This window comes from Thiocapsa marina 5811 (assembly GCF_000223985.1).
In the GTDB taxonomy this organism is placed as follows: Bacteria; Pseudomonadota; Gammaproteobacteria; order Chromatiales; family Chromatiaceae; genus Thiocapsa; species Thiocapsa marina.
Genome location: NZ_AFWV01000003.1, coordinates 18984 through 37730, shown reverse-complemented (window position 1 = coordinate 37730; position 18747 = coordinate 18984). Strand labels below are relative to the sequence as shown.

15 protein-coding genes are annotated in these 18747 nt (G+C 64.4%); 8 read left to right on the top strand and 7 right to left on the bottom strand.

Annotation, left to right across the window (positions count from 1 at the left end):
- Positions 1-89 precede the first annotated feature (89 nt).
- Genes rsxD through THIMADRAFT_RS04590 form a run of 3 tightly spaced genes read left to right on the top strand, consistent with a single transcriptional unit; the run spans position 90 to position 2502 of the window.
- Complete coding sequence (gene rsxD / locus THIMADRAFT_RS04600) at positions 90-1136, top strand: electron transport complex subunit RsxD (protein ID WP_007191810.1); 1047 nt, start codon at positions 90-92, stop codon at positions 1134-1136.
- Entirely contained in the window at positions 1133-1780 is a 648-nt protein-coding gene (gene rsxG, locus THIMADRAFT_RS04595; RefSeq protein WP_007191809.1) for an electron transport complex subunit RsxG, read from the top strand. Before rsxD ends, rsxG begins: the two co-directional genes overlap by 4 nt.
- Positions 1780-2502, top strand: coding sequence for an electron transport complex subunit E (locus THIMADRAFT_RS04590; protein ID WP_007191808.1), 723 nt, complete (start codon positions 1780-1782; stop codon positions 2500-2502). Before rsxG ends, THIMADRAFT_RS04590 begins: the two co-directional genes overlap by 1 nt.
- A 183-nt stretch (positions 2503-2685) precedes the next feature.
- Here THIMADRAFT_RS04590 and THIMADRAFT_RS04585 read toward each other — a convergent pair whose 3' ends face one another.
- A complete protein-coding gene (locus THIMADRAFT_RS04585; RefSeq protein ID WP_007191807.1) occupies positions 2686-4818 on the bottom strand; it encodes an ATP-binding protein in 2133 nt (710 codons plus the stop codon).
- Positions 4819-5090: 272 nt separating this feature from the next.
- On the opposite strand from THIMADRAFT_RS04585, the gene THIMADRAFT_RS04580 reads away from it, so the two are divergent.
- Positions 5091-5981 (top strand): phosphoribulokinase, encoded by an 891-nt coding sequence (locus tag THIMADRAFT_RS04580; RefSeq protein WP_007191806.1) that lies wholly within the window; start codon positions 5091-5093, stop codon positions 5979-5981.
- Positions 5982-6198: 217 nt separating this feature from the next.
- Complete coding sequence (locus tag THIMADRAFT_RS04575; protein WP_233490185.1) at positions 6199-6975, top strand: 23S rRNA (adenine(2030)-N(6))-methyltransferase RlmJ; 777 nt, start codon at positions 6199-6201, stop codon at positions 6973-6975.
- Between the two features lie 31 nt (positions 6976-7006).
- On the opposite strand, the gene THIMADRAFT_RS04570 is transcribed toward THIMADRAFT_RS04575, so the two are convergent.
- From THIMADRAFT_RS04570 to miaB, 5 genes are read right to left on the bottom strand one after another with little or no spacing between them, the layout of a single operon-like run.
- Positions 7007-8038, bottom strand: a complete 1032-nt coding sequence (locus THIMADRAFT_RS04570; RefSeq protein ID WP_007191804.1) for a ribonuclease T2 family protein — start codon at positions 8036-8038, stop codon at positions 7007-7009.
- A 21-nt stretch (positions 8039-8059) separates the two neighbouring features.
- The gene (locus THIMADRAFT_RS04565; RefSeq protein WP_040729827.1) at positions 8060-8950 is read right to left on the bottom strand and encodes an HlyC/CorC family transporter; all 891 of its coding nucleotides are present in this window, start codon (positions 8948-8950) and stop codon (positions 8060-8062) included.
- Positions 8931-9458 (bottom strand): rRNA maturation RNase YbeY, encoded by a 528-nt coding sequence (gene ybeY, locus THIMADRAFT_RS04560; RefSeq protein WP_007191802.1) that lies wholly within the window; start codon positions 9456-9458, stop codon positions 8931-8933. Before ybeY ends, THIMADRAFT_RS04565 begins: the two co-directional genes overlap by 20 nt.
- Positions 9455-10453, bottom strand: coding sequence for a PhoH family protein (locus tag THIMADRAFT_RS04555; protein ID WP_040729912.1), 999 nt, complete (start codon positions 10451-10453; stop codon positions 9455-9457). Before THIMADRAFT_RS04555 ends, ybeY begins: the two co-directional genes overlap by 4 nt.
- Before the next feature lie 14 nt (positions 10454-10467).
- A complete protein-coding gene (miaB, locus tag THIMADRAFT_RS04550; RefSeq protein ID WP_007191800.1) occupies positions 10468-11844 on the bottom strand; it encodes a tRNA (N6-isopentenyl adenosine(37)-C2)-methylthiotransferase MiaB in 1377 nt (458 codons plus the stop codon).
- Between the two features lie 305 nt (positions 11845-12149).
- Between miaB and THIMADRAFT_RS28205 the strand changes: the two genes are divergently transcribed.
- From THIMADRAFT_RS28205 to THIMADRAFT_RS04535, 3 genes are all read left to right on the top strand, one after another.
- Complete coding sequence (locus tag THIMADRAFT_RS28205) at positions 12150-15128, top strand: ribonucleoside triphosphate reductase (RefSeq protein ID WP_007191799.1); 2979 nt, start codon at positions 12150-12152, stop codon at positions 15126-15128.
- A gap of 61 nt (positions 15129-15189) precedes the next feature.
- On the top strand, positions 15190-15381 hold the full coding sequence (gene nrdD, locus THIMADRAFT_RS28200; RefSeq protein ID WP_007191798.1) for an anaerobic ribonucleoside-triphosphate reductase: 192 nt from the start codon (positions 15190-15192) through the stop codon (positions 15379-15381).
- Between the two features lie 34 nt (positions 15382-15415).
- Positions 15416-16168, top strand: coding sequence for an anaerobic ribonucleoside-triphosphate reductase activating protein (locus THIMADRAFT_RS04535; RefSeq protein WP_233490184.1), 753 nt, complete (start codon positions 15416-15418; stop codon positions 16166-16168).
- Positions 16169-16201: 33 nt separating this feature from the next.
- Here the strand turns inward: THIMADRAFT_RS04535 and THIMADRAFT_RS04530 are convergent, their stop codons facing one another.
- The gene (locus THIMADRAFT_RS04530) at positions 16202-18505 is read right to left on the bottom strand and encodes a putative bifunctional diguanylate cyclase/phosphodiesterase (protein WP_007191796.1); all 2304 of its coding nucleotides are present in this window, start codon (positions 18503-18505) and stop codon (positions 16202-16204) included.
- Between the last annotated feature and the right edge of the window lie 242 nt (positions 18506-18747).

Genomic DNA, 18747 nt, shown 5'->3' with positions numbered 1-18747 from the left:
AAGACCGCCTCCCGAGCCGAGCGGCCCCGCCGAGCGCCGGCCTCGCCGACCGGATCGGTCGATACGGGTCCGTCGCCGAAGGTGCATGCATGAGCGCCGCGCTCGTCTCCTCGCCCCACGGGTCTCGGCCGAACCGGGTCGACCGGGTCATGCAGGAGGTCCTGCTCGCCTTGGTGCCCGGCGTGCTGGCGATGATCTGGTTCTTCGGCTGGGGCGTACTCATCAACATCGCGCTCGCCGTGACGGTGGCCGTGGCCGCCGAGGCGGCGGTCATGGGCTTGCGCCGGCGCCCGATCGGACCCGCGGTCGGCGACTACAGCGCCGTCGTCACGGCCGTGCTCTTCGCTATCTCGGTCCCGCCGACCTTGCCCTGGTGGATGACCCTGCTCGGCATGCTCTTCGCCATCGTCCTGGTCAAGCAGTTGTACGGCGGCATCGGCTACAACCCCTTCAACCCGGCGATGGCCGCTTACGTCTTCCTGCTCGTGTCCTACCCGGTCGCCATGACCACCTGGCTGGCGCCGGACATGCTGGCCGAGCACGCGGTCTCCTTCACGGAGTCGCTGCGACTGATCTTTGCAGGCGCCCTGCCGAGCGGTGTCGAGTGGGACGCCATCTCCGCCGCGACACCGCTCGACGAGATGCGCGGCAAGCTCGATCAAGGCATGCTCATCGCGGAGATCCGCCTCAGTCCGCTGTGGGGCGACTTCGGCGGGCGCGGCTGGGAATGGGTTGCGAACGGGTTCCTGCTCGGCGGGGTCTACCTGCTGTGGCGGCGCATTATTACGTGGCACATCCCGGTCTCAATGCTGGCGGCGCTGGCCGTCGCGGCAGGTGCATTCTGGCTGCTCGACCCGACGACCCACCCCTTCCCGGCCTTCCACCTGTTCAGCGGAGCGGCCATCTTAGGGGCCTTCTTCATCGCGACGGATCCGGTGAGCGCCTGCACGACCAAGACGGGGCAGCTTATCTTCGGCGCCTCGATCGGGTTGCTGGTGTTCGTGATCCGCACCTGGGGCGGCTATCCGGACGCCGTCGCCTTCGCGGTCTTGTTGATGAACATCGCCGCCCCGACGATCGACCACTACACCCAGCCCAGGGTCTTCGGGCACACCGGAAACCGAGCAAACCCATGAAGAAAGCACCGATCATTCTAGCCGCTGTCGTCCTGAGCGCCTTCTCCGTCACCGGTGTCGCACTCGTCGCGGTAACCCACCACCTGATGGACGGGCGCATCGCCGAGAACCAACGGATTGCGATGCAAAGCAAGCTCGAGTCGATCATCCCGGATGGACAGTTCGACAACGAACCGCTCGAAGACTTGATCCAAGTGAGTGCGCGTGACCTGCTCGGCGCCGAGAACACGCGCGTCTATCGCGTGCGCAAGGCCGGCGAACCCACCGCGGTCATCCTCGACCCGGTCGTGCCAGACGGCTACGCCGGTCCGATCCAACTGCTGGTGTCGGTGCTGCGCGACGGCAGCGTCGGCGGGGTGCGGGTGCTGTACCACCACGAAACCCCGGGGCTGGGCGACAAGATCGAGGAGCGCAAGTCCGACTGGGTGTTGAGCTTCGACGGCAAGTCACTGTCGAACCCGACGCCCGAGGGCTGGGCGGTGAAGCGCGACGGCGGCGAATTCGATCAGTTCACCGGCGCGACCATCACACCCCGCGCGATCGTCCAGGCGGTGAAGAACACGCTCATCTACGTCCAACAACAGGGCGAGACCCTCTTCGAACCCGCCGAAGGCGTGACGACCGCGGCAAAAGGGGCGGGCTGATGGCGGCACCCCAACCCTACGGCAGCATCATCGGCGACGGATTCTGGAACAACAACCAAGCCCTCGTCGCGCTGCTGGGGCTGTGTCCCTTGCTCGCAACGACCACGAGCGCCACCAACGGTTTGGGCATGGGCCTGGCCACGACGGCGGTCCTCGTCCTGTCCAACGTGACCGTCTCCCTCATCCGCGACCTGGTGCGCCCCGAGGTCCGCTTGCCCGTCTTCGTGCTGGTGATCGCCTCCTTCGTCACAGCGGTCGAGCTCACCGTCCAAGCCTATTTCTACGAGCTCTATCTCGTGCTGGGGCTCTTCATTCCGCTCATCGTGACCAACTGCGCCATCATCGGCCGAGCCGAGGCCTTCGCCTCCAAGAATCGTGTCGACCGTGCCCTGCTCGACGGGATCGCCATGGGGCTCGGCTTTACGCTGGTCTTGGTCGTACTGGGGGGAATGCGTGAATTCATCGGGCAAGGCACCCTTTTCTACCAGGCCAACCTTCTGCTCGGGGACGCCGCGACCGGCCTCAGCCTCAGCCTGGGCGAGGGATTCCAGGGTGCACTGATCGCTATTCTGCCCCCCGGCGCCTTCATTGGGCTCGGCCTCTTAATCGCTCTGAAAAACCTGATCGACAAGCGCGTCAAGCGGCGTGCATCTGTGCGGGCGGCCAAGGCCGCACCAGCGCCGCAATCCTCAGGGGGCGTGGCGGCACCGGCGGCGGGCTGAGGAACGATTCGCTGATCGGAGCGCCGGGGGATCTGATCGGTAGGGTGGACAAGCGCAGCGCAGTCCACCAGCGTCGGCGCGGTGCTTGGTGAACTTCGCTCTCGCTCGTCCACCCTACCGGCAGGTCTTGCGCGAGGCCCCGGTGTCCGCTCTGTCTTCATGACAGGCGCAACCGTCAAGAACCTATCGGCTGATGCCTGGAGGCCGGTGGCGGGCGGCAGGGAGCCCGCGAAGCGCCGCTTCAAGCACCCGCCGCAGCTCGTCGGGCTTGACCGGTTTCGACAAAAAGTCATCCATACCGGCCGATAAGCAGTCGCGCTTCACGTCCTCGGAGGCGTTGGCGGTCAATGCAACGATCGGGATCGGTCGATGGCGCACCTGCTCGCGGTAGCGCCGAGCGAAGCCGATCCCGTCGAGCTTGGGCATCCGCAGATCGACGATCGCGATCCCGTAGTCGCCGCCGAGCGCTTCGGCCAAGGCCGCCTCCCCGTCCGCGACCCGGGTAAGCTCGAAGCCCATCTTACCCAGAAAGCGGGTGATCACCTTGGCGGCGATCTCGTTGTCCTCGGCAACGAGGACACGCATCCGCGCTGCATCCGGTATCGGCTCCAAACCGAGCGACGACGAGGACCGCACGGCTCGCCGTTGTCCATCCATCGACGTGCCGGCGCGCCCCAAGAGCGACTCGGCCGCGGCGGTGAGATCCTCCCGCAGATAGGGCTTCGCCAGACAGGCATCCGTCGTCTCCTCGAGCGCGGGGCGTCGTCCGGGATAAACCAGAAAGAGGCAGGGCACCGCCTCGCCGAGGGCCGTTTTGACCCGGTCCCGCACCGCATTGAGATCCCGGCCCTGCGGGTGGTCGGCGATCACGAGTAGATCGAAACGGTGCCCGCGGATCTGCTCGGAGCCGACATCGACAGGCTCGACAGGCGTCTCGCAGAGCGCGCCCTCGCGACCGAAGGCGGCACAAGCCAAACCGCGACAAGTGGGATTCGGCTCCAGGATCAGTATCCTCGTACCGCGGAGCCCACCGTCGGGTGCGCTCGGCACCGCCGCGGCATCCTCGATCAAGGGCAGACGAATCCAGAACCGACTCCCGCGGCCCTCCGCACTCTCCACGCCGATCGCCCCGCCCATCAAAAGGGTCAGCTCGCGCGAGATGGTCGTCCCGAGACCGGTCCCGCCGAAGCGTCGCGTGGTCGACTCGTCCGCCTGGCGAAAGCGCTCGAAGAGACGCGGGAGCTTCTCGGGCGGAATGCCGATCCCGGTGTCGAGGACCTCGAAGAGCAGGTGCGGGCGGCTCTGCTCGGCCTCGGGTGGCCGAACGCTCAGGCGAACCCGAACCTCGCCCGCCGACGTGAACTTCACGGCATTCCCCATCAGATTGAAAAGGATTTGGCGCAACCGCAGCGGATCGCCGATCAACCGAGGCGGGACCTCGGGCTCCACGTCGGCAATCAGCTCGAGCCCGGCCGAATGCGCCCGCGTCGCGAGTGCATCGGAGACTTCGCGCACCAGACTGCGGGGATCGAAGGGGATGCGTTCGATCACGATACGACGCGCATCGATCTTCGACAGGTCCAGAATGTCGCCGATCAGCGCGCCGAGGATATCCGCCGAGTTGGCGATCGCCTGGACATAGTCGCGTTGCTCGTCATCCAGCCGGGTTCCTCGCAAAAGCTCGGTCATCCCGACGACGCCGGTCAAGGGGGTGCGCAGCTCGTGCGTCATGAAGGCCAGAAAATCCCCTCTCGCTTGATTGGCCCTTTCGGCCTCGTCCCGCGCATCCTGGACCTTGCGCAGCAAGGAATACTGATACAAGGGCAACAGCACGAGGAGCGCCAGGAAAAAGGTCGCCTCGAAGGTGTGCAGACGCCATTCGTCGAGCGCGATCAGTACGACGTTGTAGCCGAAGACAGCCGCCAGCGAGGCCACCACGAGATGATGCTTGCCGAATCGCGTCCCGGCGGAGATAAAGACGAGGATATAGAGCAGGTAAAAGGGGCTGATTGCCTCGCGGGTGATGAAGATCGCCAGACTGATGGCGACCACATCCAGACAGATCCCGAGGTAAACCCGCGCAGGCCATTCCCGGCGCAACACGATACTGATCAGAAACCCGACGTTCGAGACCAGATAGATCGCGAACAGCGTGAGATAGTAGGGAACATCGACACGGTAGTATTGCGTCAGGGCGCCGACGGCGATGTAGAGCGCACCCAGGAGGCAAGCGGTTATACGCACCAAAGCCGACTGAAACTCGGGGTTACCCGTGAGCTCCTTCGACACACCGAGACGCCTCGTCAGTCCATTCATTCCCTTCCCTCCAAGCCTGCGTCGGAACGCCAGAGGCGCGCTTGCGCGATCGCTGCCGCACGGATCGATCATGGTATATTAGCGAATCGTTTCGCGCATTTCGGCCCTTCGCCGATCCCGAGCCGCGAAACGAGATTGACCGGCCCGCGCGCATCCATTCCGATTCCGGGTTCGATCCCCGATCCGCCCCCGGACCGATCGCAAGCCCGATCGCAGCCCGATCAACACCGGGCGCGACGAGGCCCTCAGCTCAAGAGAACGAGGAGAAGACTATGTCCAAGAAGCATCCGATCGTTGCGGTAACCGGTTCCTCGGGTGCCGGTACGACCACCGTCAAGCGCGCCTTCGAGCACATCTTTTATCGCGACGGCATCAAGGCCGCCGTGATCGAGGGTGACAGTTTCCACCGCTACGACCGTGTCGAGATGAAGGCCGAGATGGCACGCGCCGCCGAGACCCACCGCAACCTCAGCCATTTCGGTCCCGAGGCCAATCGGTTCGACCTCCTCGAGGAGCTCTTTCGCAATTACGGCGAGAGCGGTACCGGCAAGCAACGCTACTACATCCACAGCGACTCGGAGGCCGATCACCATAATGCGCGCCTCGGGACCCAGCTCAAAGCCGGCCAGTTTACGCCCTGGGAAGATCTGCCCGAGGGCACCGACGTGCTCTTCTACGAGGGCCTCCACGGGTTGGTCGTGACGGAGGAGGACAATGTCGCCCAACACGTCGATCTCGGCGTCGGCGTGGTCCCGATCATCAACCTGGAGTGGATCCAAAAGATCTTCCGCGACAACGCCGAGCGCGGCTATTCGGCCGAGGCGATCGTGGACACCATCATGCGCCGCATGCCGGACTACATCCGCCACGTCACGCCCCAGTTCTCGCTGACCGACATCAACTTCCAGCGTGTCGCGACGGTCGACACCTCCAATCCCTTCATCGCCCGCGACATCCCGACACCCGACGAGAGCTTCGTGATCATCCGCTTCAAGGATCCCGAGCGGCTCCAGATCGATTTCCCGTATCTCTTGTCGATGATCCACGACTCCTTCATGTCGCGGCGCAACACCATGGTCGTGCCGGGAGGCAAGATGGGGATGGCGATGGAGGTTGTCCTCCAGCCCATCATCGAACGCATGATGGACGCGCGCAGGGTCTGATCGCGCGCGAGAATCCACCTTGCGGGTGAGCTCACCCGCAAGGGGACTCATCGGCGCGCCGTCGTCGTGTTGCTCGACGCGTGCCGGACCCTGCTTCGATTGCGGTCGCCGCATCGAAGGCAATCGATCCGAGAGGAGCACCGGCCTGTTAAGCTACCTTCACGGCTTCCACGCCGGTAATCATGCAGACGTCTTCAAGCACGCGGTTCTCGGCCTCGTGCTGGAGTCACTCCTGGCCAAGCCTAAACCCCTGGTCTACGTCGAATCGCACGCCGGGGCCGGTCGGTACGATCTCGGCGCCGAGCAGGCGCTCAAGACCGCGGAATATCGGCTCGGGATCGCACGACTCTGGGAGCAGCGTGATGTCTTTCCGGAGCTGTCGGCCTATCTCGGGGCCATCTCCTCGCTGAACCCGAGCGGAGGCTTTTCGGTCTATCCGGGCTCACCCGCTCTCGCGGCGCACCTGCTGCGCGCGCAGGATCGGCTGATCCTGATGGAGCTTCATCCGACCGAGTCGCAGACGCTGCGTCGCCATCTCGGCGGCGACCCCCGGATCGGCATCCACCGTCGCGACGGGCTCGAAGGATTGACCGCACTCTTGCCGCCGAAGCCCGCACGCGGGCTGGTCTTGATCGACCCGCCATACGAGCAGGTCTCCGAGTACAGGCGCGTTGCAGAGGCACTCCTCGCAGCGCATGCCCGCTGGCCGACCGGGGTCTACGCACTCTGGTTCCCGCGTCTGGGGCTGCAGCGCGATCGTTCCGCTGACCTGATCGGGAGCATCCGGCGATCCGTCTCGGACGGACTGCTGTGCGAGTTGAGGGTGCGGCGGCAGGTCGACGACTTCGGGATGCACGGTTCCGGGATGCTGATTCTCAACCCGCCTTGGCGCCTGGAAGAGCGGCTCGGGGACCTGCTGCCGCGACTCGCCGATACGCTCGCCATTGAGGAGACGGGGCGATCGGTACCCTCATGGACAATCGAGCGGATTTAGACCGCCGCACGGATTCATCTGCTCTTCCGAGTCAACGCGCTGTATCGACGCCCGCTCGATCGACCCATCCACCGCGGCAGTCGGGGCTCCGCTTGGGCGCGGCAAGGATCAACTCGCCCAGCTCGGCGGTGTCGTCGACGACGCCCGCCAGACCGATTCTCAGCTCCTCGATCAGACCCTCGGAACAGCTCAGACGAACCCGCTCGCCCGCCCCCTTGCCGAAGGCGTCGTCGAAGGCCGCACGCACCCGGGTCGCGCTCAGGCGCTTGCCGATATTCTCCTCGAACAAAGCACGCACGCCGGAGGCATTGAGCTGCTCGAGCAGCAACAGGGAATAGTCGAAATAGGTGTCCGCATCCGTGCCGTAACAGGTTCCGTGCTTGAACCACTCATGCCGCTGCAGATCCGACAGGGTTCCGGGCATCAAGGCGTTCAGGCGCGCGCGGGTCGTCGCATCCAGATCCAGTGCGGGCAGGCGGCGCCACTGGCCCGAGCTGGAAAGTGTCCGCTCCCGCTCACCGACACCGCAATAGCTGTTGCCGATGGGTTGAGGCCAGAGACCGTGGAGAGAGAAGCGCCGTGCATCCGGACGCTCGGGGGTCTGGTCGCGGCACTCGGGACGCGTCGTGCGCAACTCGCAGAAGGCCGGCTGCCAACTGGCCGCCAGCACGAGCTGGCCATCCATCGAGCCCGCACGCGCGGACGTCGGCGGCCCCTGCCGCGCGTCCGCAGCCGCTGCGGTCGCGGGGGCGTCCTCAAGATGACCGCATCGGATCTCGACCCAGCGCTCCTTCGGGTTCGCGTCCTCGAACCTGAGTCGATAGTGGCTCGGATCCGCCCGATTGGTCCCGACGACCCTATACCCTTGGCCGGGGACAAGCCGGATCGAGCCGGGGTTGTCCGGTCGCTTGATCGAGACCGTCGCAGGGCAGGGTTGCTCGGCGATCAGAATGGCGTCCAGCCGCTCGGCGAAGGGTGCCGACGGCCACAGCAGAACGAACACGAACGACAGGAATCCGCACAGGCGTAGCGGCTTCGGTGCCCTTGTTTCCCGTCTCTTCACTCCTCCCTCCTGCCTTCGGCTTCAGGATGGACGCGCGGCATCCTCAGAGAGATCGGGTGGGTTCTCGGCGTCATCCAGCGCCTCGACGCTCACGAGGTGGACCCGGCGGCTGTCGGCACGCATCACCGTGAAGCGGAAACGGCCGAGCTCGACCGACTCGCCTTTCTTGGGGAGATGGCCCAATGCGTTCACGACGAGACCGCCGATCGTGTCGAACTCCTCGTCCGAGAAGTCGCTCCCGAAATACTCGTTGAAGTCTTCGATGGTCGTTCGCGCCTTGGCGCTGAACTCGTTCTTGCCGCGGCGGAAGATGCCCGGGCCTTCGTCGTAGTCGTGCTCGTCGTCGATCTCCCCGACGATCTGCTCGAGCACGTCCTCGATGGTCACGAGTCCGCCGGCGCTGCCGTACTCGTCGATCACGATCGCCATGTGGTTGCGGCTGGAACGAAACTCCTTGAGCAGGACATTCAGGCGCTTGCTCTCGGGCACGAAGACTGCCGAACGCAACAGATCGCGGATGTTGAAGGCGCGCCCTCCGTGGTCTCGGCAGAAGGACAGCAGGTCCTTGGCGAGCAGGATGCCGACAACCTCCCCCTTGTCGTCGCCGGTCACGGGAAAACGGGAGTGTGCCGATTTGACGGCGATCTCGAGGATCTTTTCAAGCGGGTCGTCGCGCCTGAGATAGACCATCTCGGCACGCGGAATCATGATATCGCGCACCCGCAGATCAGAGACCTGCAAGACACCTTCGATCATGCTCAAGGCATCCGTATCGAGCAGCTCGCGCTCCTTGGCATCTTTGAGCACCTCCAGGAGCTGCTCCTTGTCTTGTGGCTCGCCCCCGAGCATCTGGCCGATCCGTTCGAACCAGTTACGTGAACGCGAGCCCTCGCTAGATCGATCGTTGGCCATCGTGTGCTGTTTGATCCTCGTAAGGTGAAGGAAATCCCAATGCGCGGAGGATACCGGATTCCAGGGTTTCCATCTCCTCGGCATCGCTCTCGGTAAGATGATCGTAATCAAGCAGATGCAGGACGCCGTGCACGACCATATGGGCCCAGTGGGCTTGAGCCGTCTTGCACTGTTCGCGTGCTTCGCGCTGCACCACATCGGCGCAAATCACCAGGTCGCCGAGCAGATCGGCGATCGGATCCCGCGGATCGAGACCGACCCCCAGCTCGGGCGGCAGGTCGAACGGAAAGGACAGGACGTTGGTCGGACCTTCACGTCCGCGATAGGTCCCGTTCAGGGCAGCGCCCTCCTCGGTATCCACGAGGCGAATGGTCAGGGCCGCACGCTCGCGCCGACCGGCCAAGGCGGCCGCCGCCCAGCGCTCGAAGTCGGCCGGAGGCGGGATGTCCGGTGCCGTGCAGGCGATCTGGAGATCCAGGTCCAGCGTCAAGGGCTGCTCGCCGCTCATACCTGCGGCGCCCGCCCTCGCAGAGGAACCGGCTGCTCGAAGGCATCGTAGGCATTGACGATGCGCTGAACCAGTGCATGGCGCACCACGTCGCGCGCGCTGAAGAAGGTGAAGCTGATGCCCTCGACGTCCTTGAGGATCTCGACCGCCTGACGCAACCCCGAGGGTTGCCCGCGCGGCAAATCCACTTGGGTGACATCGCCCGTAATCACGGCTGTCGAGCCGAAGCCGATGCGGGTCAGGAACATCTTCATCTGCTCGGGCGTCGTGTTTTGGGCCTCGTCGAGGATGATGAAGGAGTCGTTGAGCGTGCGCCCGCGCATGTAGGCCAACGGGGCAACCTCTATGACGTTGCGCTCGAGGAGCTTGGTGACCTTCTCGAAACCGAGCATCTCGAAGAGCGCATCGTAGAGCGGACGCAGATAGGGATCGATCTTTTGGGCCAGATCGCCGGGCAGAAATCCCAGGCGCTCGCCGGCCTCGACCGCCGGCCGCACCAGCAAGAGGCGGCGCACGCGGTCGGACTCGAGTGCCTCGACCGCGCAGGCCACGGCGAGATAGGTCTTGCCGGTGCCGGCCGGACCGACGCCGAAGTTGATGTCGTACTTCAGCATGGCGTGAAGATAGCTTTGCTGATTGGGTCCGCGCGCTCGGATCAGGCCGCGCTTGGTCTTGATGACGACATCGGGCAGGCGATCCTCGGCCGATTCCAGAAGCGCGTCGGCCCCGGACTCTTGAAGCCAAAGATGGATCGTCTCGGGCGTGAGAACCTCGACCGCGGTCTCGGTATAGAGATCCCGGAGCATCTGCTCCCCGAGCCGCACGCCTTCGGGATCCCCGATCAGACGGAAGTTGACACCGCGATTGCTGATCTCGATGCCGAGTCGACGCTCCAACTGGCGCAGATGCTGATCGAGCTGGCCGCAGAGGTTGGCGAGCCGCACGTTGTCGGCAGGCTCGAGCTCCAGATCCAGTGTTTGCGGTTGGGTCGACACGCCGCCGGCGGAGCTCAAGCGCCGATCCCGCACATTGCCGCGCGGGCAGGCTCAGCGGCAATCAGACGACCGCGCAGCGAATTGGGCAGCGCTTCGGTGATCTCGATGTCGACGAAATCACCGATCAGCTCGGGCGAACCGGCGAAGTTGACGACGCGATTGTTTTCGGTCCGACCGGCGAGCCGGGCCGGATCCTTGCGCGAGGGCCGCTCGACCAACACCCGCTGAATGGTGCCGACCATCGCCTGGCTGTAGTGCCGGGCATTCTCGTTGATGCGCGTCTGCAGCCGCTCCAACCGAGCCTTCTTGTCGGCAAGCGGCACATCGTCCGGATAGTCGGCCGCGGGCGTGCCGGGACGCCGGCTGAAGATGAAGCTGAAGCTCTGATCGAATCCGATTTCCTCGATCAGATCCATGGTTGCGGCAAAGTCGCTCTCGGTCTCGCCCGGAAAACCCACGATGAAATCGCTCGAGATGCCGATTCCCGGCCGGGCCTGGCGCAGTCGACGGATCTTGGAGCGATACTCCAAGGCCGTATGCCCGCGCTTCATGGCGGCGAGGATGCGATCCGAGCCCGACTGGACCGGCAGGTGCACGAAACCGACGAGCTCCGGAACATCCGCATAGACCTCGATCAAGCTCTCCGAAAACTCCACCGGATGGCTGGTCGTGAAACGGATACGGTCGATGCCGTCGATCGCGGCGACATAGCGGATCAGGAGGGCGAGATCCGCGGCATCGCCCTCGCCGGCCTCTTCGGCCAAAGCGCCGCGATAGGCATTGACGTTTTGCCCCAGCAGGGTGACCTCGCGTACGCCCTGCTCGGCCAAGGCGGCAACCTCGGCGATCACGTCGTCGAAGGGCCGACTGATCTCCTCCCCGCGCGTGTAGGGGACGACGCAGTAGGTGCAGTATTTCGAGCAGCCTTCCATCACGGACACGAAGGCGGTCGGCCCCTCGGCCCGGGGTGCCGGCAGGCAATCGAATTTTTCGATCTCCGGAAAGGACACATCCACCTGGGGCAAGTGTCGTTCCCCGAGGTTGCTGAGCATCTCGGGCAAACGGTGCAGCGTCTGAGGCCCGAATACGATGTCGACATAGGGTGCACGGGCGCGAATGGCGTCGCCTTCCTGGCTCGCCACGCAGCCGCCCACACCGATCACCAGGTTCGGGTTCTCGAGCTTCAACGCGCGCCACCGCCCGAGCTGCGAGAAGACCTTCTCCTGCGCCTTCTCGCGGATGGAGCAGGTGTTGAGCAGCAGGACATCCGCGTCCTCGGCCCGCTCCGTGCGCTCCAGACCTGCCGAAGCCTGCAGGACATCCGCCATGCGCGCCGAGTCGTACTCGTTCATCTGACAGCCGTGGGTCTGGATAAAAAGCTTGCGAGGCATCGAAGGCATGAGAGAGAGGGGGCGCGATCGCGCAGTAGACCAGAGGGATGGGGCGAGGAGAATCAATCCACAACCCCCGGCCGTCGTGCGGCCGGCCGAGCAGCACCGCATCGTCCGGCTTCGGTGTGCGGGTGTCAAGCCGCCGTTGGCTCCGCACACGCACGTCCGGCGCTGCCCGGAACGCAACCGGCGAATGCACTCGGGTTGACGCCGATCAACTTCCCCTCAAACTCTTCGACACAGCATCTAGTTGACGCTATAGTCCGCACCACAAGATATAGTGGAAATGGACAAGAGACGCCTCCATGGGACACCAGCAAAACAACCTGTCGACTCTGCCCTTGCGGATCCGCAAGCGCGACGGCGTCGAGGTGCGTTTCGATGCCGCCAAGATCGAGTCGGCGATCCAACGCGCGGGACAGGCGAGCGGCGAGTTCGGTGCGCCCGAGGCGAGTCTGCTGACTGCACAGGTGGTCAAGGTGCTGGCCCATCGCTACGGAGCCGACCGCCTGCCCGACATCGAGGGCATCCAGGATGTCGTCGAGCAGACGCTGATCAGCGCCAACCATTTCGAGACCGCCCGCAGCTACATCGTCTATCGCGAGCAGCACAAAAAGCTGCGCGACGAGCATCGAACGCTGGTCGATGTCGGCGGCTCCATCAACGAATATCTCGACCGCTCGGACTGGCGCGTCGCGGCCAATGCCAATCAGGGCTACTCGCTCGGCGGCCTGATCCTCAATACCTCGGGCAAGATGATCGCCAACTACTGGCTCAGCCACGTCTACCCACCCGAGATCGGCCAGGCGCATCGCGACGGCGACATCCATATCCACGATCTGGACATGCTCTCCGGCTACTGCGCGGGCTGGTCGCTGCGCACCCTACTCAACGAGGGACTGAACGGTGTTCCGGGCAAGGTCGAGGCCGGCCCGCCCAAGCACATGTCCTCGGCGATCGGGCAGATCGTGAATTTCCTGGGCACGCTTCAGAACGAGTGGGCCGGCGCCCAGGCGTTTTCCAGCTTCGATACCTACATGGCACCCTTCGTGCGCGTCGACGGGCTGGATTATCCGCATGTCAAGCAGGCCATCCAGGAGCTGATCTACAACCTGAACGTGCCTTCGCGCTGGGGCTGTCAGTGTGTCGATGAAGAGACCGAGTGCCTGACCGAGAACGGCTGGAAGCGACACGACCAAATTGCCCCGGGCGAGAAGATCGCCACAATCGACTGGCGCACCAATCAGCTTGAATACCTGGAGCCGCTGGCGATTACCGCCTACGACTTCGACGGCGACATGTACGTCCTGCGCAACCGCACGCAGGAGCAATGGGTCACGCCACGGCACAAGATCCTGCGCAAGGTCTTCAACAGCGACGACCGCTGGGTGCTGGAAGACATCGAAACCGTTGCGGAGCTGAAGTCCCCGGTGATCGTTCCCAATGCCTGGGAGACCACGTCGACGCTCGAGGTCGACGACAAGCTCGTGATGCTGATGGCCTGGGTGGTCGCCGAGGGCAATTTCGACTTCAGCGACGGTCGCCGCCGGGTTGCCCTCTATCAGTCGACTGGAAACCCCGAAAACGCCGCCGAGATCGAGTGGCTGTTGCACGAGCTCGATCTGAGCTGGCATCGCTACGAGCACACCGGGACCTACGCCAATTATCCCGTTTGCCGCTATCGCCTGAACCGGGACGCGAGCGACTTCGTGCTCGGGTATCTCGAGCGCAAGTGTGTCCCCGGATTCATCCGCACCCTGTCGGTTCGGCAGATCCGACTCTTCCTGGACACCTATGTGAAGGGCGACGGCAGCATCGAGGAGAGCGGACGCGTCCGGATCTACACCAACGACCGGGAGAATCTCGACGCCCTGCAGGAGTTGTGTGCATTGGCCGGCTACGGCAGCACGGTCTTCACGCGCAAGGACTCCGGCGTGCATGTCCTCAACATCATCCGCAACCGCGACACCTATATCCAGCTCATCGAGCGCAAGGCTTACAAGGGCCTGGTCTGGTGCCCGACTACCCGCAACGGCACCTTCGTCGCACGCCGTCGCGGCAAGACCTTCGTCACCGGCAACACGCCCTTCACGAATCTCACCTTCGACTGGGTCTGCCCCGAGGATCTGCGCGAGCAGGTGCCGGTGATCGCGGGCGTGGAGCAAGCCTTCACCTACGGCGATCTCCAGGCCGAGATGGACCTGATCAATCGGGCCTATATCGAGGTGATGACCGAGGGCGATGCCAAGGGGCGGATCTTCACCTTCCCGATCCCCACCTACAACATTACCTCCGATTTCCCGTGGGACAGCGAGAACGCGGAGCACCTGTTCGAGATGACGGCGAAGTACGGCCTGCCTTACTTCCAGAACTTCCTGAACTCCGAGCTCTCCCCGAACATGGTGCGGTCCATGTGCTGTCGGCTCCAGCTGGACCTGCGCGAGCTTCTGAAGCGCGGCAACGGGCTCTTCGGCTCGGCCGAGCAGACCGGCTCGCTCGGCGTCGTGACCATCAACTGCGCGCGCCTCGGATACACCCATCGCGGCGACGAGGCCGGGCTGCTGGCGCGGCTAGACACCCTTCTGAACCTCTCGCGCAACAGTCTCGAGATCAAACGCAAGGTCATCCAGCGCCACATGGATGCAGGGCTCTTCCCCTATACCAAGCGGTATCTGGGCACGCTTCGCAACCATTTCTCGACCATCGGGGTGAACGGGATCAACGAGCTGATCCGCAACTTCACCAACGATGCCGAGGACATCACGACCGCATGGGGGCACGCGATGGCCTGCCGGATCCTGGATCATGTCCGTGCTCGGATGGTCGAGTTTCAGGAATCAACCGGCAGCATGTACAACCTGGAGGCCACGCCCGCGGAGGGCACGACCTACCGCTTTGCCCGCGAGGACAAGAAGCGCTTCCCGGACATCCTGCAGGCCGGAACGACCGAGACGCCCTACTACACCAACAGCTCGCAGCTGCCGGTGGGCTACACGGACGACCCCTTCGAGGCGCTCGCCATGCAGGAGGCGCTGCAGACCAAATACACGGGCGGCACGGTGTTGCATCTCTACATGAGCGAGCAGATCTCCACGACCGACGCGTGCAAACGGCTGGTTCGACGGGCACTGGAGAACTTCCGTCAGCCCTACATCACGGTGACGCCGGTGTTCTCGATCTGCCCCAAACACGGCTACATCGCGGGCGAGCACGAATTCTGCCCGGTCTGCGACCGCGAGCTGATCGCACGCAAGTCCGCTGCGCTCGAAGAGACGCCCGCGTAGGTCGAATCGGCGCCATCGTCATCCACAGACAACATCATCAACCGAAATCAGGAGCATGACCATGACCCAGCAAACCATCGAGCTGAAGACCGAAGAACGCACCCGTTGCGAGGTCTGGACCCGCGTGATGGGCTACCACCGCCCGGTTTCGGCCTTCAACGCCGGCAAGCGCGCCGAGCACGCCGAGCGCTGCTACTTCACCGAGACGCCGACCGGATCCGCGATCAGCCAAGAGCGCCGCGCCGCCGCCTAGGTCTGCGCGCCGAGCCGATCGAAGCGCTGCTCCCATGTCTCGAAAGATGCCCTGCCCGAGCAATCTCGATCGGCCGACCGCGGCAGCCTCGGCAAGCGCAGAGCGCTTGCGTATCGGCGGCTTCGTTCCGCTCACGACGATCGACTACCCCGGCGAGCTCGCCGCGGTGATCTTCCTGCAAGGCTGTCCTTGGCGTTGTCGCTATTGCCAGAACGGCGCCTTGATCGACCCGAGCGCCACCCCGGTCATCGACTGGTCGCAGATCCGCGAATTCCTCGAGCGTCGTCGTGGGCTGCTCGATGCCGTCGTCTTCAGCGGCGGCGAGCCGACCCTTCAGTCAGCGCTGCCCGCAGCCATGAGCGAGGTGCGGGGGCTCGGGTTCAAGGTCGGCCTGCACACGGCGGGGCCCGCGCCGAGGCGCTTGGCGCGGCTCTTACCCTTGCTGGATTGGGTGGCCCTGGACATCAAGGCGCTACCCGAAGACTATCCCACGATCACCGGCATTCCGCGATCCGGCGCGGCTGCCTGGCAGAGCCTGTCGCTGGTCCAGGCGTCCGGCGTTCCGCTGGAGGTCCGCACCACGGCCATGCCGCACTGGACTGCATCTGATCTCGCGACGCTCGCCGCGCTACTCGCGCAACAGGGTGTGCGACGATATGCCGTTCAGGCGTGCGAGACTCGAAACGCCCTGGATCCTCTGATCCCTCCGCCCGCAATTCCGCTCGCACAGCTCGCCGCCGCGATCGATCCCGCATCCTTCGAGGAATTCCTGCTGCGCGGCCACTGACGCGTCGGGCGAGACCCGCGCGCCCGGCGGCCCTCACCCTCGCGTCACTTCGCCTTGACGGGCCAGCATCGCCCCCAAGGCATCGGCGTCGATCGGTCGGCTGAACAGATACCCCTGCGCAAGATCGCAGCGCTGCTCGAGTAGAAAGGCGCGTTGCTCCGGCCGTTCAACCCCCTCCGCGAGCACGCTCAGGTCGAGCGCTTGGGCCATCGCGATGATGGCACGGGTCAGCTCGGCATCCTCCTGGTTGTCGGGTATGCCCGCGATGAAGCTCCGGTCGATCTTGAGGACATGGAACGGAAACCGCCGCAGATAGCTCAGTGCCGAGTAGCCGGTCCCGAAATCGTCGAGCGATAGCCGAATGCCCCGGCGATCCAGGTCTGCCAGCAGGGCACCGATGGTGGGGCGGTCACGCAGCAATACCCCTTCGGTGATCTCCAGCTCCAGAAGCCCCGCACTCAAACCCGAGCGTTTCAAGGCCAGATCGACCTGTTCCGAAAAGGATTCCGGCGCTTGGAGCTGCAAGGACGACACGTTCACGGCAACCCTGCACGGCGCGATCGCCTGCCATCGCGCCGCCGTCGCACAGGCGCGCTCGAGCACCCATCCGCCGATCTGAGGGATCAACCCGGCGTCTTCGGCCACCGGGACGAGAAGGTCCGGGGCCACGGCGCCGAGCTCCTCGCTGTTCCAGCGCAGCAGTGCCTCCGCGGCCACGACACGCCCGCTGCGCAGATCGATCAAAGGCTGGTACAAGAGGGTGAGCTCTCCGCGTTCGGCGGCGTGTCGAAGGAGGTTTGCCATCGACAACCGCTCGCGGATCTGCACATCGAGCCCGGGGACATAGAAGCTGTAGCGGGCCCGCCCACCGTCCTTGGCCTCCTTCATCGCCAAGTCCGCATTCTTGAGCAGATCCTCCGCGCTCTTCCCGTCGCAAGGGCTCACGGCGATACCCAGGGTTCCCGTCAAAAAGAGCTCTCGACCCTCGATCGAAAAGGGTGCTGCGAAAAGTCCCAGTAGCGCCCGAGCACGCTCCGCAGCATCGACAGGTTCGCGAAGGTCCGGATAGATGACGAGGAACTCGTCGGCTGCCAGGCGCGCCAAGGTATCGCCCGCCGAGACGAGCGCGCTTACCCGCTCGGCCGTCTGAATCAGGACCTCGTCGCCGGCGGCGTGGCCTAGGCTGTCGTTGACCCGTTTGAAGTGGTCGATATCCAAATAAAAGACCAAGACCCGATGCCCCTCGCGCGCCGCGATCATCAGGCTCTGCTCGAGGCGATCCATTGCCAAGGCACGATTCGGAAGCCCCGTCAGGGCATCGTAATTGGCCTGATAGACCAGACGGCGCTCGTATTCCTTCCGCTTCTTGATCTCTTCGCGCAAACGCTCGTTGTGCTCGCTGAGCTTGCGCCGCTGGAGTCGCGCAACATCCATCCGCGTCTGCAGCACCAAGTTCTCCCGCTGCGCCCCGAGGAGCATCCAACCCCCGACCAACAAGGCGAAGGCCAGCAGGACGAGTGCGAACAAGAACCAACGCGATGTCAGGAGGCGCTCGTCGAGCGAGGTCGGCTTACGGTCGACCAAGAAGAAGGGGGTTCCGGACACCTCGACCGGCGCTCCGGCAGCGTCCTCGACGTCGGCAAGCTCCGCCGCCGAGCGCAGCAATCGATAACGAGCGAATCCACTGCCAGACGGATCCAACCCGACCAGAGCAGCGAGGGTCGTCCGCTCGTTGACCCAGGCAACCAATGTCCCGCGCGCGCGCGCCGCCATGACGATCGGCGCTTCGACGAGAACAGCATCCGGGTGCCCGGGCGCATCGACAACCAACCGGACATGGGCCTGAGCGCCGGGATCCAGCGGCGCCCGAGGCTCCGCCGACGGCGGATCGGTCGCGGTATCGACCAGGATTGTACCGTCGGCATCGAACAGGGCGATTCGATCGAAGAACGGCCCCGAATCGACCCGCTTCTCGCCGACGCGTTCGATCAGGGCCGCTCGGATCGAAACCAAGCTTGCTTGCAGTCCGTACTTCATCGACATGCCCAGGTCGCGATTCACGAAAAAGGACTGAACCGCCTGATCACGACGAAGATTCGCCAGATCGCCGAGACGCTCGGCGTAGAAATAGCTCAAGGCGTTGGCGTGAAGCTGTGCATCGAGCGCGCGCCGGGCCGCAGTGGAGTGACTCAAGCGGTCCTGCGCGACCCAGGTGGTCACGAGCAGGATGGCAAGATAGACGACCACTGCGACGCCGCCGGCAACCGTCGACGCAGGCAACCAGCGTCGGCTGCGGACCTTCTTGCCCTGCGGATCGGCCTTCACGGATGTTCCCAACGCATCGATCCTTCTCCCCTATTGCGACAAGGCTCGGGGGCGACCTTGCCAAGCATCTCGAGAGGTGCCGGCCAACACACGTCTCGATGAAGCTGCATGATAAGGAGTGTAATGCAGCCTCGGGCAATGATCAGAGCCGGATGCAGAGCGATGCGGAAACCGTGAGCTCAGTCGCAAAATCGACGCGATCGCACTCATTGAGATCCCGTTGTCCCTCGCGACGCACGGCACGGATCTGCGGC